The organism is Streptomyces sp. Rer75, assembly GCF_013414305.1.
GTDB lineage: Bacteria > Actinomycetota > Actinomycetes > Streptomycetales > Streptomycetaceae > Streptomyces > Streptomyces himastatinicus.
The window spans coordinates 3,922,687-3,935,770 of the sequence record NZ_CP058693.1; the positions used below are offsets into that span (position 1 = coordinate 3,922,687).

General features: G+C 72.1%; 16 protein-coding genes, 1 tRNA gene and 2 pseudogenes. 11 read left to right on the forward strand and 8 right to left on the reverse strand.

From position 1 onward, the window contains the following. Nucleotides 1-18 precede the first annotated feature (18 nt). The 3 genes from HYQ63_RS16150 to HYQ63_RS16160 all read left to right on the forward strand — a co-directional run bounded on the left by HYQ63_RS16150 (nt 19) and on the right by HYQ63_RS16160 (nt 2,116). Nucleotides 19-1,335, forward strand: a complete 1,317-nt coding sequence (locus HYQ63_RS16150) for a helix-turn-helix domain-containing protein (RefSeq protein ID WP_179934466.1) — start codon at nt 19-21, stop codon at nt 1,333-1,335. A 5-nt stretch (nt 1,336-1,340) separates the two neighbouring features. Beyond that, nucleotides 1,341-1,949, forward strand: a complete 609-nt coding sequence (gene orn, locus HYQ63_RS16155; protein WP_179934468.1) for an oligoribonuclease — start codon at nt 1,341-1,343, stop codon at nt 1,947-1,949. A gap of 94 nt (nt 1,950-2,043) precedes the next feature. Beyond that, a tRNA-His gene (locus tag HYQ63_RS16160) sits at nt 2,044-2,116 on the forward strand. Between the two features lie 96 nt (nt 2,117-2,212). Here the strand turns inward: HYQ63_RS16160 and HYQ63_RS16165 are convergent. From HYQ63_RS16165 to HYQ63_RS16180, 4 genes and pseudogenes are all read right to left on the reverse strand, one after another. Continuing rightward, nucleotides 2,213-2,497 carry a hypothetical protein gene (locus HYQ63_RS16165; protein WP_009717714.1) on the reverse strand — a complete coding sequence of 95 codons (285 nt, stop codon included), beginning with the start codon at nt 2,495-2,497 and terminating at the stop codon, nt 2,213-2,215. Nucleotides 2,498-2,577: 80 nt separating this feature from the next. Beyond that, nucleotides 2,578-3,597: pseudogene (locus tag HYQ63_RS16170) on the reverse strand (NADP-dependent oxidoreductase). Nucleotides 3,598-3,740: 143 nt separating this feature from the next. Further along, nucleotides 3,741-3,860, reverse strand: a pseudogene (locus tag HYQ63_RS16175) (aldo/keto reductase); the annotation flags it as partial. 27 nt (nt 3,861-3,887) lie between these two features. Continuing rightward, nucleotides 3,888-4,574, reverse strand: a complete 687-nt coding sequence (locus tag HYQ63_RS16180) for an SDR family oxidoreductase (RefSeq protein ID WP_179934470.1) — start codon at nt 4,572-4,574, stop codon at nt 3,888-3,890. Between the two features lie 90 nt (nt 4,575-4,664). Here HYQ63_RS16180 and HYQ63_RS16185 point away from each other — a divergent pair, with 90 nt between their 5' ends. The 6 genes from HYQ63_RS16185 (at nt 4,665) to HYQ63_RS16205 (ending at nt 8,860) form a co-directional block, all read left to right on the forward strand. Continuing rightward, nucleotides 4,665-5,282: a TetR/AcrR family transcriptional regulator gene (locus HYQ63_RS16185; protein ID WP_179934472.1), complete on the forward strand. Its 618-nt coding sequence runs from the start codon at nt 4,665-4,667 to the stop codon at nt 5,280-5,282. A 200-nt stretch (nt 5,283-5,482) separates the two neighbouring features. Further along, on the forward strand, nt 5,483-5,740 hold the full coding sequence (locus HYQ63_RS44720; RefSeq protein WP_257232614.1) for a hypothetical protein: 258 nt from the start codon (nt 5,483-5,485) through the stop codon (nt 5,738-5,740). A gap of 47 nt (nt 5,741-5,787) precedes the next feature. After that, nucleotides 5,788-5,964, forward strand: coding sequence for a hypothetical protein (locus HYQ63_RS44725; RefSeq protein ID WP_257231891.1), 177 nt, complete (start codon nt 5,788-5,790; stop codon nt 5,962-5,964). A 156-nt stretch (nt 5,965-6,120) separates the two neighbouring features. Next, on the forward strand, nt 6,121-6,648 hold the full coding sequence (locus HYQ63_RS16195; protein ID WP_306664827.1) for a hypothetical protein: 528 nt from the start codon (nt 6,121-6,123) through the stop codon (nt 6,646-6,648). A gap of 110 nt (nt 6,649-6,758) precedes the next feature. Next, nucleotides 6,759-7,964 (forward strand): NAD(P)/FAD-dependent oxidoreductase, encoded by a 1,206-nt coding sequence (locus tag HYQ63_RS16200; protein ID WP_179934476.1) that lies wholly within the window; start codon nt 6,759-6,761, stop codon nt 7,962-7,964. Next, the gene (locus HYQ63_RS16205; protein ID WP_179934478.1) at nt 7,961-8,860 is read left to right on the forward strand and encodes an RNA polymerase sigma-70 factor; all 900 of its coding nucleotides are present in this window, start codon (nt 7,961-7,963) and stop codon (nt 8,858-8,860) included. Before HYQ63_RS16200 ends, HYQ63_RS16205 begins: the two co-directional genes overlap by 4 nt. 17 nt (nt 8,861-8,877) lie before the next feature. On the opposite strand, the gene HYQ63_RS16210 is transcribed toward HYQ63_RS16205, so the two are convergent. The 3 genes from HYQ63_RS16210 to HYQ63_RS16220 form a co-directional block, all read right to left on the reverse strand. Continuing rightward, nucleotides 8,878-9,483, reverse strand: a complete 606-nt coding sequence (locus HYQ63_RS16210; protein ID WP_179934480.1) for a histidine phosphatase family protein — start codon at nt 9,481-9,483, stop codon at nt 8,878-8,880. A gap of 151 nt (nt 9,484-9,634) precedes the next feature. Further along, nucleotides 9,635-9,868 carry a hypothetical protein gene (locus HYQ63_RS16215; RefSeq protein ID WP_257231893.1) on the reverse strand — a complete coding sequence of 78 codons (234 nt, stop codon included), beginning with the start codon at nt 9,866-9,868 and terminating at the stop codon, nt 9,635-9,637. Nucleotides 9,869-9,981: 113 nt separating this feature from the next. After that, nucleotides 9,982-10,743, reverse strand: coding sequence for a Clp protease N-terminal domain-containing protein (locus HYQ63_RS16220; RefSeq protein WP_179934483.1), 762 nt, complete (start codon nt 10,741-10,743; stop codon nt 9,982-9,984). Nucleotides 10,744-10,826: 83 nt separating this feature from the next. Here HYQ63_RS16220 and HYQ63_RS16225 point away from each other — a divergent pair, with 83 nt between their 5' ends. Next, entirely contained in the window at nt 10,827-11,408 is a 582-nt protein-coding gene (locus HYQ63_RS16225; RefSeq protein ID WP_179934485.1) for a TetR/AcrR family transcriptional regulator, read from the forward strand. Continuing rightward, nucleotides 11,405-12,829 carry an MFS transporter gene (locus HYQ63_RS16230; protein ID WP_179934486.1) on the forward strand — a complete coding sequence of 475 codons (1,425 nt, stop codon included), beginning with the start codon at nt 11,405-11,407 and terminating at the stop codon, nt 12,827-12,829. Before HYQ63_RS16225 ends, HYQ63_RS16230 begins: the two co-directional genes overlap by 4 nt. Here the strand turns inward: HYQ63_RS16230 and HYQ63_RS16235 are convergent. Beyond that, nucleotides 12,771-13,046, reverse strand: coding sequence for a hypothetical protein (locus tag HYQ63_RS16235; RefSeq protein ID WP_179934487.1), 276 nt, complete (start codon nt 13,044-13,046; stop codon nt 12,771-12,773). The genes HYQ63_RS16230 and HYQ63_RS16235 overlap by 59 nt on opposite strands. Nucleotides 13,047-13,084: the final 38 nt, after the last annotated feature.

Genomic DNA, 13,084 nt, shown 5'->3' on the forward strand with positions numbered 1-13,084 from the left:
CGAGGGGGGCTTAGAGCCATGAGCCAGGACTCCACGACCGTACCGGAGACCTCGCGCAAGCTCTCCGGACGCCGGCGACGAGAAATCGTCGCGGTGCTGCTGTTCAGCGGCGGACCGATCTTCGAAAGCTCCATCCCGCTCTCCGTCTTCGGTATCGACCGGCAGGACGCCGGAGTCCCTCGGTACCGATTGCTGGTGTGCGCGGGCGAAGATGTGCCACTGCGAACGACTGGCGGACTGGAACTGACCGCACCATACGGCCTGGAGGCGCTGTCCCGGGCCGGCACCGTCGTCGTACCGGCCTGGCGGTCGATCACCCAGCCGCCACCGGCCGCCGCGCTCGACGCGCTGCGGCGCGCGCACGAGGAGGGCGCGCGCATCGTGGGCCTGTGCACCGGGGCCTTCGTACTGGCCGCCGCGGGGCTGCTCGACGGCCGCCCGGCGACCACGCACTGGATGTACGCGCCGACGCTCGCCAAGCGCTACCCATCCGTCCACGTGGATCCGCGCGAGCTGTTCGTGGACGACGGCGACGTACTGACCTCGGCGGGCACCGCCGCCGGGATCGACCTGTGCCTGCACATCGTGCGCACCGACCACGGCGCGGACGCCGCGGGGGCCCTGGCCCGCCGGCTCGTCGTGCCGCCGCGCCGCAGTGGAGGGCAGGAGCGCTACCTGGACAGGTCGTTACCAGAGGAGATCGGCGCGGATCCGCTCGCCGAGGTCGTGGCGTGGGCGCTCGAGCATCTGCACGAGCAGTTCGACGTCGAGGCCCTGGCCGCCCGCGCCTATATGAGCCGCCGCACCTTCGACCGCCGGTTCCGGTCGCTCACTGGGAGCGCTCCACTCCAGTGGCTGATCACCCAGCGGGTGCTCCAGGCCCAGCGGCTCCTGGAGACCTCCGACTACTCGGTCGACGAGGTCGCCGGGCGCTGCGGCTTCCGGTCCCCGGTGGCGCTGCGCGGGCACTTCCGGCGGCAGCTGGGGTCCTCCCCGGCCGCCTACCGGGCCGCGTACCGCGCCCGCAGGCCCCAGGGCGGCGCCCCGGACCGCGGCCCGGACCGGCTGGAGCGGGCCGAACGGCTCGGCGGCGACCGTGCCGAGGTGCTCGAGCAGCGCCCCGGTGAGCACGCCATGCCGCTGCGCCGACCCGGCGGACCGGTCACCCATACGGGCCACCACCATCACCCTCCGCACTCGCCGCATCCACCGGGCGGTACGGAACCGGGCAAGCCGGAATCCGATGCGTACGCCCCCCGCCTGCCCGAGCAGGCCACGGGCCGCGCACCGGGCCGTCCGACCCTGCCCGGCCAGCGGGAACGCCCCGTAGGGTGAGACGTATGAACGATCGCATGGTGTGGATCGACTGCGAGATGACCGGGCTCTCGCTGTCGGACGACGCGCTCATCGAGGTGGCCGCGCTGGTCACGGACTCCGAGCTGAACATTCTGGGCGACGGAGTGGACATCGTTGTCCGGCCACCCGCCGAGGCGCTGACCACCATGCCCGAGGTGGTGCGGGAGATGCACACGGCCTCCGGACTGCTCGCGGAGCTGGACGGCGGGACCACCTTGGCGGATGCCGAGGCCCAGGTCCTGGCGTACATCCGCGAGCACGTCCCGGACGTCGGCAAGGCCCCGCTGTGCGGAAACTCGGTCTCCACCGACCGGGGCTTCCTCCTGCGGGACATGCCGACGCTCGAGGCGTACCTCCACTACCGGATCGTCGACGTCTCCTCGATCAAGGAGCTGGCCCGCCGCTGGTATCCGCGGGCCTACTTCAACAGTCCGAAGAAGAACGGCAACCACCGCGCACTCGCCGACATCCACGAGTCGATCGCCGAGCTGCGCTACTACCGGGAGGCCGTCTTCGTCCCCCAGCCCGGCCCGGACTCGGACACGGCGAAGACCATCGCGGCCCGCCACGTCCTGCCCGCCCGGCAGCCGTGACGATCTCGCTCCCGGCACGCGCAATAGCCGGGAGCGAGCACCCCCGCCGACCCTGTATAGTTTTTCTCGGCCGATGCGGAGAGCACCGGTCATGGTGGGTATAGCTCAGCTGGTAGAGCACCTGGTTGTGGTCCAGGATGTCGCGGGTTCAAGTCCCGTTACTCACCCTGAACGATGAAGGGCCGACCTGCGGAAGCAGGTCGGCCCTTCATCGTGCCCCGTGCCGTGGGAACACACAGGGAACACGCAGGGGTCCGGCCGGCCTACGCGGTGCCTGCCATCTGCCGCTGCCGTTCCCCGTTGGCGTGCGCCTTCTCCATCAGCGAGCCTTCTTCCTGCTCGTAGTGGGACAAGGCGATACCGAGGCCGAAGAAGGTGGGCGCCCACTCGCCGACGAAGATCCCCCACCGGTCCGCCCGGTCGAGGCCGCGGCCGGGCTCGGCGCGGAGCGAGGCGGCCCAGGTCACTATGGACAGTCCGATGGAGGCGACAGCGGCGGTGTAGGCGTGTTCGCTGCGCAGGCCCATGTCGTGCAGCTTCTTGATCACGGCGGTGCTCCTCCGGGAGGCCCCCCTTGGGTCCACCCCCGTGTGCCCAGGCTCGGGCGAGTGACACAGGACGAAGCGAGTCAGTCGTCGTGCCCCGAGGTCATCGCGACGACGACCTTGCCGACCTTCGCGCGGCCCTTCTCGACATACTCCATGGCTTCCCGGGTCTCCTCGAACGGGAAGACTCAGTCGACGACGGGACGGATCTTCCCGGCGTCGACGAGCGGCGTGAGTTCGCGCAGCTGGTCGCCGCTGGCCCTCATGAACAGGAACGAGTACGTCACGTTCCGGCGCTTGGCGCGGCGCCGGGTCGGGTAGCTCAGCGCGCTCATCGCCAGCCGGAGGATCGCGTTCGCGCCCAGCTCGCGGGCGAAGGCCGCGTCGGGCGGGCCTGCGATGCCGATGACCATTCCGCCGGGCTTGAGCACCCGCAGGGACTTCTTGAGCGTCTGGCCGCCGAGGGCGTCCAGGACGACGTCGTAGCCGTCGAGGACCGTCTCGAAAGCCTGCTGCTTGTAGTCGACGACGACGTCCGCGCCGAGCCCCTTCACCAGGTCGGCCTTGGCCGTGCTCGCGGTGGCGGCCACGTGCGCGCCCAGGTGCTTCGCCAGCTGGACGGCGATGGTGCCGACGCCACCGGAGCCCGCATGAATCAGGACCTTCTGTCCTGGCTTCACGTGTGCCCGCTCGACCAGCGCCTGCCACGCGGTCAGGGCGACCAGGGGAAGGGACGCGGCCTCCTCCATGGTGAGCGTGGTCGGTTTGATCGCCACGTCGTCCTGGTGGACGGCGATGAGTTCGGCGAACGTGCCGATGCGGTCCTTGCCGGGCCGCGCGTAGACCTCGTCGCCCACCGCGAACCGTGTGACGGCCGATCCCGTCCGGACCACCACTCCGGCGAAGTCGTTGCCCAGGATGAGCGGGAGACGGTAGGGCAGGATCGCTTTGAACTCCCCGTCGCGGAGCTTGAGGTCCAGCGGGTTGACGCTCGCCGCGTGGATCCGGACCAGGACGTCGTCGGCGCCCACCCGCGGATCGGGCATCTCGCCGGCGCGCACCCCGGCCTGGTCGCCGTATCGCTCGACCATGAAGGCCTTCATCGTCGTCTCCGTTTCTCGTCTTGGGGCGTCAGGCCACCGGCGCGGCTGAGGGAATGACGCGGCCGGAGGCGCCGCCCTGGACACCGCCCAGGGACCCGGCGATCGCCTCGTGGGGACTCCGGACGGCACCTCGCTCACTTCGCGTCGAGCCCGCGCAGGATCTCTTCCACGGGCGTGAGCTCGTCGGGAAAGTGCGCCCAGAGCAGGTCGACGTAGCCGGTACCCAGGCGCTTCAGGCTGGCCTCCACCGAGGCGACCAGGTTTCACTCAAAGGTCGACAGGGGGTGCGCTCACGCCGCGTTCGGCGAGGCGGCCAGGCTCTGCCGGACGTGCCGGGTGACCTCGTCGGCGAGGATCTCGGGCAGGCCCGTCTCGATGCCGTACAGGGCCTGTCCGGCGACGTCGGCAGGGTCGGCCTTCTGGTCGGCGGGAACGCCCGCGGCCATGTCAGTGTCCATGTAGCCGACGTGCAGCGCCGAGACGGCGATACCGCGCGGTGCCAGTTCCTCCCGGGCCGCGTCGGTCAGCGCCCATGCCGCGGCCTTGGTCGCGGCGTAGGACCCGAGGTTGGCGGGGTGCAGCCAGGACAGGACGGACAGGACGTTGAGCACGGCGCCGCCGCCGTTGCCCTCGATGACGGGGGTGAAAGCCCGCGTCACGGCGAGCGGACCGTAGAAGTTCGTCTCCATCTCCAGGCGCACCGTGTCCGGGTCGCCCGCGATCAGCGGCGTAGCGGTGGAGATGCCCGCGTTGTTCACCAGCAGCGTCGCATCGGATGCGGTGCGGGCCGCGGCCCGGATCGACGCCTCGTCCGTCACGTCCAGCCGTAGCGGGGTGACGCCCGGCAGGTCCACCGTCTCGGGGCGGCGGGCCGCCGCGTACACCTTCGCCCCGCGCTCCACGAGCTGGGCGGCCAGATGCCGCCCGAGCCCCCGGTTGGCGCCGGTGACCACCGCGACCGCGTCCTTCAGTTCCATGGCTGCTCCCAGCGTTAAATTAGATTACGTTCACAATCTAAAGCACGGCCTAGAATGGATGTCAATCGACATCCAATCGGGAGGTGGCTGATGGGCCGCGTATCGCAGGCGCAGGCGGAGGAGAACCGCAGGCGGGTCGTGGACACCGCCTCCCGGCTGTTCCGGGAGCAGGGCACCCACATCAGCGTCGCCGACCTCATGAAGGCGGCCGGCCTGACCCACGGCGGCTTCTACAAGCAGTTCGCCTCCAAGGACGCGCTGATCGACGAAGCCACCGCCCACGCCTTCGAGGGGCTCACCCGGCTACGCAACGAGGGCCTGGAGCAGTACGCCGGGCAGCGCGACGCCGCCCAGCAGGCCCTGATCGACACCTACCTCTCCATCGAGCACCGCGACAGCGCGGCGGACGGCTGCCCCGCCGCCGCACTCGCCAACGACATGGCGCGCGAACCCGAAGACCGCGAGGCCCGCCGCGTCTACACCGAGGGCGTGGGCGACTTCGCCGAGTGGCTCGCCACCGAGGACCAGGATGGCGTCACCCGGCTGTGCACCATGCTCGGCGCCCTCGTCCTGGCCCGCGCCACCAAGGGCTCCCCGCTCTCCGAGCAGATCCTCACCGCCGCCCGCGCGGCCTTGACGGTGGATCAGCCGGATGGTCGTCAGCAGGTGCCGCCGCCGCAGCCCGGGAACGGGGCGCACCGGAAGTGACCGGCCACGAGGGGCTGCGCGCCGCGCTGGTCTCCGGACACTGCCGCGGTCACCGAGATCAGCGGGGGCGTGCCGTCGTCCAGTCTGTCCGCGCAGGGCGTCGTGGTGGACATGCTCGACTGCCTGCTCCTGGAGCCCGGTCAGCGGTGCTGGAGCTGGGTACCGGTACGGGCTGGTCGGCGGGCGCGCCCTACGATCGCGTGATCGCCACCTACGCGGTCGACCACGTCCCGTGGGCGTGGGTCGAGCAGACCCGGCCGGGCGGCCGGATCGTCGCCCCCTGGGGCCGGTTGGGCACGTCGCGCTCACGGTCGCCGACGACGGCCGGTCGGCGAGCGGATGGGTGCAGGGCCTGGCCACGTTCATGCTCGCCCGGGGAACGGACCTGGACCGACCCTTCGAGCAGGTACGCGCGGCCGCTCCTCACGCGGACGAGCGGCCGTTCACGCGGGACCTGACGCCGCTTCGCGATGACTGACGCCTGCGGTTCGCCCTGCGCGTCTCCGTGCCGGACGTACAGATCACGACCGCCGAGGACGAGGACGGGCTGAACGCCTGGCTCCACGACGGCTCGGCCGAGGGGCGTCCTGCGCTGTACGACTTCGGCCTGACGGTGAGGCCCGATCAGCAGTACGCCTGGTACCGGGACGCCGGGACGGGCCCGCGTCGGCCGGGCGCGTAGCCGCGCCCCGACGCCTGTATCTCATGTCGCGGTCGGCCTTCGGCAAAACCTCGAAGAAAAACCCTTAAGTGTCCAGGAGGACATCAAGTCCGCTTATCCATTGATACGTTCCCCTCCCGACGCCGACCGCATCAAGCGACACATATGGGGGACACCGTGCACACCGCACCACAGCAGTCCATTCCGCAGGCCGTCCCACCGCAGCCTCGGCGGAGCTGGTTCGCCCGGCACAAGGTGCTCACCGCCATCGGGGCGCTCATCGCGGTGTGCGTCATCGGCGGCATCGCGTCCGGCGGCGGGGAGGACGGCGAGGACTCCGGCGGGTCCGGCGGGTCCGGCACCGCGGCGTCCGCACCCCGGGAGAAGACGGAACCCGAGCAGGCCGACGCCAAGTCGGCGGACAGGAGCCAGGCGCGGGAGTTCGCGGACTTCGTCGCCAAGAACGGCACGCCCACCGAGAAGGCGGCCGCCGAGCACGTGACCAAGGTCCAGGGCGCCGACGAGCAGAACGACGTCCTGGATTCGGCCGAGGTGTGGACCGACTACACCGGCGGCATGATGGGCCCGCACGCGTCCGACGGCAAGCTGATCGCGTCGGCCTTCGCCGACTGGAAGAACTCCGAGAACGGACTCGTCACGGTCTATGACGCCGAGGGCGAGATCCTGTCCAACGGCAATTTCTGACCGCCCGGACACATCCGGGCTGTGTCGCGTGTCACATCGGCCTCATGTCACGAACGAGCCGCCCGCTTCCATCTGGTGGTCATCGGACAGCGAGCGGAGGAGGACGGACGATGCGCGCACAGCAGGACAGCGGCAGGGCGGCCACGCACCGGGTGGTGGTTCTGGGGGCGGGGTATGCGGGCATGGCCGCGGCCGTGCAGCTCGCGGGCCGGGCCGAGCGGCGCGGGGGCGTCCAGGTGACCGTGGTGAACGCGCAGGAGCGGTTCACCGAGCGGATGCGGCTGCACATGACGGCGACCGGCCAGGCGCTCGCCGAGTTGAGCATCCCGGAGATGCTGGAGGGCACGGGGGCTCGGTTCGTGCGCGGCTGGGTGACGGCGGTGGACGCGGACGCCAAGTCCGTGCGGATCGATGACGACGGGGTGCTGCGGTACGACACGCTGGTGTACGCGTTGGGCGGGGTCGCTGACACGTCGGCGGTGCCGGGTGCCGAGGACCACGCGTACACCCTGAGCGGTGCCCAGGAAGCCGAGCTGCTGGCCGACCGGCTGGCGCGGCTCGGCGGCGGCACGGTGGTGGTCGCCGGTAGCGGGCTGACCGGCGTCGAGTCGGCCGCGGAGATCGCCGAGCGGCACCCGGAGCTGGACGTCGTGCTGCTGGGCCGAGCCGAGCCCGGTGCGGCGATGAACCCCAGGGCCAGGGCGTATGTGCAGGCGGCGCTCGACCGGCTGGGCGTCCGGGTGCGCGCCGGGGCCGAGGTGGTGAAGGTGCTGCCCGACGCGGTCGAGCTGGCGGGCGGGGAGAGCATCGCCGCCGACGCGGTCCTGTGGACGAGCGGCACGCGCGTGTCGCCGCTGGCGGCCGCGGCCGGGCTGGCCGTCGACGAGCGCGGACGCATCGTCACCGACGCCGCGCTGCGGTCGGTGTCCCACCCCGACGTGTACGCGGTCGGCGACGCGGCCGCGATCCGCCAGGGCTACGGCGCCATGCACGGCACCTGCCAGGGCGGCATGCCGACGGGGGTGCACGCCGCGCTGTCGATCGACCGTGTGCTCAGGGGCAAGCAGCCCAGGGCGTTCCGCTTCGGCTACTACCACACGCCGGTGAGCCTGGGGCGGGGCGACGCGGTGGTGCAGTTCACCCGGCCCGATGACAGCCCGCGCCGGATCTGCCTGACCGGACGCCTGGCCGTCCGGTACAAGGAGACGGTGACCGCCTCGCCCTGGCCGACGTACGGCCGTATGACGAAGATGCCCGCCTCGGGCGCGTTCTGGCCCCGCGGGGGTCGCTTCACCCGCGTCCGGGAGGCCCGGTGACCGACCAGGTCTTCCACGAGCACCGCAAGCTGCTGTTCTCCGTGGCGTACCGCCTCCTCGGCACCGCGGCCGACGCCGAGGACGCGGTCCAGGACGCCTGGATCAAGTGGTCCGCCGCGGACCGCTCGCAGGTGGCCGACCCCAAGGCGTATCTGACGCGGATCGTCTCGAACCTGGCACTGGAACGGCTGCGCTCCGCCCGGCACAAGCGGGAGGTCTACGTGGGGCCGTGGCTGCCGGAGCCCATACTCACCGTCAGGGATGCCTCCGAGGCCGTCACGGACGCCGAGTCGGTGTCGACGGCCATGCTGGTGGTGCTGGAAACGCTCAGCCCGCTCGAACGCGCGGTGTTCGTACTGAAGGAGGTGTTCGGCTTCAGTCACGCCGAGATCGCGGAGGCGGTGGAGCGTTCCGAGGCCGCCGTGCGGCAGGCCGCGCACCGGGCCCGCGAGCACGTGCGGGCCCGGCGGCCGCGCTTCGCCGCGGACCGGGCACGACAGCGCGAGGTCACCGAGCGGTTCTTCGCCGCCGCGACCGGCGGTGACGTCAACGCCCTGATGGAACTGCTGTCCCCGGACGTCACCTTGTGGACCGACGGCGGCGGCAAGGTCCGGCAGGCCCTGCGCCCGGTCATGGGCGCGGTCACGGTGGCCAACTGGTTCGCGGCCATCGGCACCGTGACCTACCAGGACATCGAGCCCACCGACATGAAGGCCGAACTCGTCGAGATCAACGGCGGGCCGGGCCTGGTGTTCAGCGGTCCGGGCCGCGTGATCGCCACCGTCACCTTCGACTTCGACGCCGACGGCCGCATCACCGCCCTCCACAACGTGGCCAACCCGGACAAGCTCCGGGCCGTCGCCGACGGCACCGCGTACGACATCGGGACGCGGTGACCGCAGGGCCAGGCCGGTCAGACGAGCGGTTCGGCGCCCCAGTGGGTGACGGTCCAGCCGCGCCGCGGGTCGCCGTCCAGGGTCACGGTCTGGGTGTTCTCCAGGGGGTGCCGGGCGGCGAACGCGGCGTCGATGTTGTGGGCGCGGGCACCGGCCCAGGTGCGGATGGCCGCGCCGTGGCTGATGACCATGACGTGATCCGCTCCCGAAGCGGCGATCTCCTCGATCACCTGGTCGTAGTGGGACAGAGCCTCCTCGCCGGTCTGCCCTCCCGGCATCGGCAGGTCGGTCTGACCGGCGGCCCAGGCCATCACCGTCTTGAGGTAGAGCTGCACGGACTCGCTGTCGTCGCGCATCTCCAGATCACCGGCGCGCAGCTCGCGCACGCCCTCGCGGACGACGACCTCCAGGCCGCGCTCGCGGGCGAGGGGCGCCGCCGTCTGCCGGGCGCGGCGGAGCGGGGAGGCGTACAGGGCGTCGATGGGCTCGTCCGCGAGGCGCCCCACCAGCGCCTCCGCCTGCTGCTGCCCGAGCGGGGTGAGCTCCGCGCCCGGCATCTCGGTGTCCAGGGCGTGGACGAGGTTGGAGGGGGTCTGGCCATGGCGGACGAGCAGGAGACGCATCAGCGGACGGCGTCCTTCCGGGGAGCGGGCGCGGAATGCGGCGCCCGGCCGCGGGGCCGGGCCGCCGTTCTCATCGTCGCTCAGCCGGTCGGGGGGAGGGAACATGCGGCGGGGTCGCGCAGCTCACACTCCCCGGGTCAAGGGTGTGCGCTCAGCCGTCGGCCGGAGCCGGATGTCGTACGGCCTTCTTCACGGCGGACTCCAGCTCGGACCGGCTGAGTCCGGCTTCCCGGGCGTGTTCGGTGACGGCGGCCTGCACGGCGACCGCGGCCTCGTACCAGCGCTTCCACTGGGTTTCGCGTTCGGCGTCGGCGAGTCCGGCCAGTTTGGCGTGCTCGGCGTCGGCGGCCTGCTGGAGGGCGATGATTCTGTCGGGGATGTCCACGCGTTGGATCATAAGTCCGACGCTTCGGGCGTATGTGCGTACCTCTCGCCCGACGCCGCCCGCGTGACTCGTTCGGCGGGCGGCGCGCGGGGGGCGTGGGGTGTGGGTGCGGGCTACGCGTCCTTCTCGGGGAAGGTCACCTGGATCTGCTCCAGCATCCGGGCGAGGGACGCCTCGACACCGGCCTTGGCGATGCCGAGGTCCGCGAGCAGGCCCGAGCCGTCCTCGTGCTCGAGGAGGGCGAGCAGGATGTGCTCGGTGCCGATGTAGTTGTGACCCAGGCGCAGGGCCTCGCGGAAGGTGAGTTCGAGGACCTTGCGCGCGTCGGCGTCGAAGGGGACCAGAGCGGGCATGGAGTCGGCGGCGGGCGGGAGGGCGGCGGTGGCGGCCTGACGGACGGTGTCCAGGAGGACGTCCTGGGCGACGATCGCCTTGGCGGCCAGACCCTCGGGCTCGGCCAGGAGGCCGAGGACGAGGTGTTCGGTGCGGATCTCGGCGTTGGTGGCGGCGCGGGCCTCGTTCTGGGAGGAGACCACGACGTTCCGGGCGCGCGGCGTGTAGCGGCCGAAGCCCTGACTGGGGTCGAGGTCCTGGGTGGCGGAGCCCTTGGGAACGAAGCGCTTCTGGGCCGCCTGCCGCGTCACGCCCATGCTCTTGCCGATGTCGGTCCAGGACGCGCCGGAGCGGCGGGCCTGGTCGACGAAGTGGCCGATGAGGTGGTCGGCCACGTCCCCGAGGTGATCGGCGGCGATGACCGCGTCGGTGAGCTGTTCGAGGGCGTCGGTGTGGGTCTTCTTGATGGCCTCGATCAAGTCGTCGAGGCGTACGGAGTTCGTCATGCCGACGGGCTGCGGGTTCGCGTCCGGGTTCGTCATGCGTCAACTATGGGTTGACACCCCGTCCGTGTCAACCCTTGGTTGACAGTAGACAGTGTCTACGGGGCTGGTAGACACTGTCTATGAGCGAAGAGGACACGGGGCTGCGGGCCCGACTGGTCGACGTGGGCGTCGAATTGGTGGACCGGGAGGGCGTAGCGGCCTTGTCGCTGCGCGAGATCGCACGGCAGGCCGGGGTCTCGCACGGCGCCCCCAGGCGCTACTTCCCGACGCATCTGTCGCTGCTGTCGGCCATCGCGCGGCGCGGCTTCGAAGCGCTGGCCCGGGAGGCCGGGGCGGCGGTCCGGGACGGGCGCCTGGGGCCCCGGGAGCAGCTGATGGCGCTGGGGCGGGTCTATCTGGGGTTCGCGCGGACCAACCGCGGCATGTTCGAGCTGATGTTCCGCCACGACCTGCTGGAGAGCGGCCGGCTGGGGCTGCGGGAGACCAGTCTGCCGTTGTTCGAGGTGCTGGTGGGGCTGGTCCACCGGGCGCGCCCCGAGGCGGACGCGGCGGACGCGGGTCTCGTCGCGGGGGCGCTGTGGGCCAATCTGCACGGCATCGCGCAGCTGCGGCAATGGGGCAGCCTCCAGCTCGCGACCGGGTCCGAGGACGTCGAGCCGCTGCTGCGGGTGGCGATGGACGCGCACCTGGGGACGGCGTGAAGACGCGGCACCGGCAGCGGCTCACCCTCGTCGGCAGCATCACCGGCGCCGTGATCGTCGCCCTCGACGGCACGGTGCTGACCGTCGTCCAGCCCGCCCTCCAGCGCGATCTGCACGCCTCGTTCGTGCAGGTGCAGTGGACCAGTACGGGCTATCTCATCGCCGTCGCCAGTCTGCTGGTGTTCGCCGGGCGGCTCGGCGACCGGTACGGACACCAACGGGTGTTCGCGGTCGGCACGCTCGGCTTCGCCGCCACGTCGGCGGGGATCGGGGTGGCGCCCGGCATCGGCTGGGTGATCGGACTGCGGGTCGCGCAGGGCGTGTTCGGCGCGCTGCTGCAACCCGCCACCCTCGGCATGCTGCGCGCCGCGTACCCGCGCGACCGGCTCGGGATGCCGATCGCGCTGCGCACCAGCGCCATCGGGGTGGCGGCCGCCGCCGGGCCGATCGTGGGCGGGGCGCTCGCCGCGCAGTTCGGCTGGCGGTCGGTCTTCTTCCTGGGCGTGGCCCCCGCGGTCGCGGTCGGCGTGCTGGCGCTCGTCGTACGCATCCCCGCGGACGGGCCGCGCACCGGCGTGGCGCTCGACCTGCCGGGCGCCTGTCTGCTGGCGCTGGCCCTGGTGTGCCTGGTCCACACGCTCGCCGGAATACCGGAGACCGGCTGGACGGCGGCCACCGCCCTCGGGTTCCTCGCCGTGGCGGCCGCCGGGGGCGCGTTCGTGACGCACGGGCGCAGCACGCCGAGCCCGCTGGTGCCGCCCGGCGTGCTGCGCTCGGCGACGGTCGCCTCGGCGCTCGGGGTGCTGGTGACGGCGTCGGCGGCGCTGTTCGGGGCGCTGTTCGTCGGCACGTACTTCCTCCAGGACGTCCTGGCGCTGGACCCGCTGGAGAGCGGACTGCGGGTGCTGCCGCTGGCCGCGACGATGGTGCTGGGCGCGCCGGTCTCGGCCGTCCTGGCGCGCCGGTACGGGCCACGGCGTACGGCGGGCGCGGGGATGGTCCTCGTCGCGCTCGGCATCCTGCTCTTCTCCCGGCTCGACCGGGCGGCCACCGCCCCGGAGATCGGCGGCTGTTTCTTCGCGATCGGGGCCGGTTTCGGCACCGTGATGGTCACCGCGACGGCCGTCATCGTGCACCACGCGTCCCTGGAGCACGCGGGCGTGGCGGGCGGCCTCCAGCAGACCGCCATGAACATCGGGCCGACGCTGGGGGTGGCCGCCGCGACGATGCTGCTGCGGCTGCCGGGCGCCGGGGCCTTCGCCGCGGCGATGGGGCCCGCCCTGTCCGTCCTCGCGGCGGTCGCGGCGCTCGGTGCGCTGCTCGCGGTGGCCCTGCCCGGCCGGCACCCCTCGACGCAGCGGACTAGGGGGTGCGCGGCTCGTGCTGGGGTGGGTGGCGGGGCCACCACGGCGTCCAGGTGAACTTGTCGCCGCCGACCCAGCGGACCACGTCCGGGTCGTCCAGGTCGATGTCGTCGAGGCCGAGCTGGCGGGCGATCTCGATGATGTCCAGGACCGAGTGCGCCTTGCCGACCAGCTCCCCCGCGACCTCCACCAGACGGTAGGGGGGAGTGCCATGCTGGACGCCGAGCACCACCATCGTCGGCCGGGTGACGCGCGGGCTCTCGCTCTCGGTCATGGCTTCCACGCTGCGGCCGGGGGGCCGTCGTCGCACCC

Coding starts and splice junctions, on each gene's coding strand:
- HYQ63_RS16150 (WP_179934466.1), top strand. CDS start 19: ATGAGCCAGGACTCCACGACCGTACCGGAGACCTCGCGCAAGCTCTCC.
- orn (WP_179934468.1), top strand. CDS start 1,341: ATGAACGATCGCATGGTGTGGATCGACTGCGAGATGACCGGGCTCTCG.
- HYQ63_RS16180 (WP_179934470.1), bottom strand. CDS start 4,574: ATGGAACTGAAGGACGCGGTCGCGGTGGTCACCGGCGCCAACCGGGGG.
- HYQ63_RS16185 (WP_179934472.1), top strand. CDS start 4,665: ATGGGCCGCGTATCGCAGGCGCAGGCGGAGGAGAACCGCAGGCGGGTC.
- HYQ63_RS16200 (WP_179934476.1), top strand. CDS start 6,759: ATGCGCGCACAGCAGGACAGCGGCAGGGCGGCCACGCACCGGGTGGTG.
- HYQ63_RS16210 (WP_179934480.1), bottom strand. CDS start 9,483: ATGCGTCTCCTGCTCGTCCGCCATGGCCAGACCCCCTCCAACCTCGTC.
- HYQ63_RS16220 (WP_179934483.1), bottom strand. CDS start 10,743: ATGACGAACCCGGACGCGAACCCGCAGCCCGTCGGCATGACGAACTCC.
- HYQ63_RS16225 (WP_179934485.1), top strand. CDS start 10,827: ATGAGCGAAGAGGACACGGGGCTGCGGGCCCGACTGGTCGACGTGGGC.
- HYQ63_RS16235 (WP_179934487.1), bottom strand. CDS start 13,046: ATGACCGAGAGCGAGAGCCCGCGCGTCACCCGGCCGACGATGGTGGTG.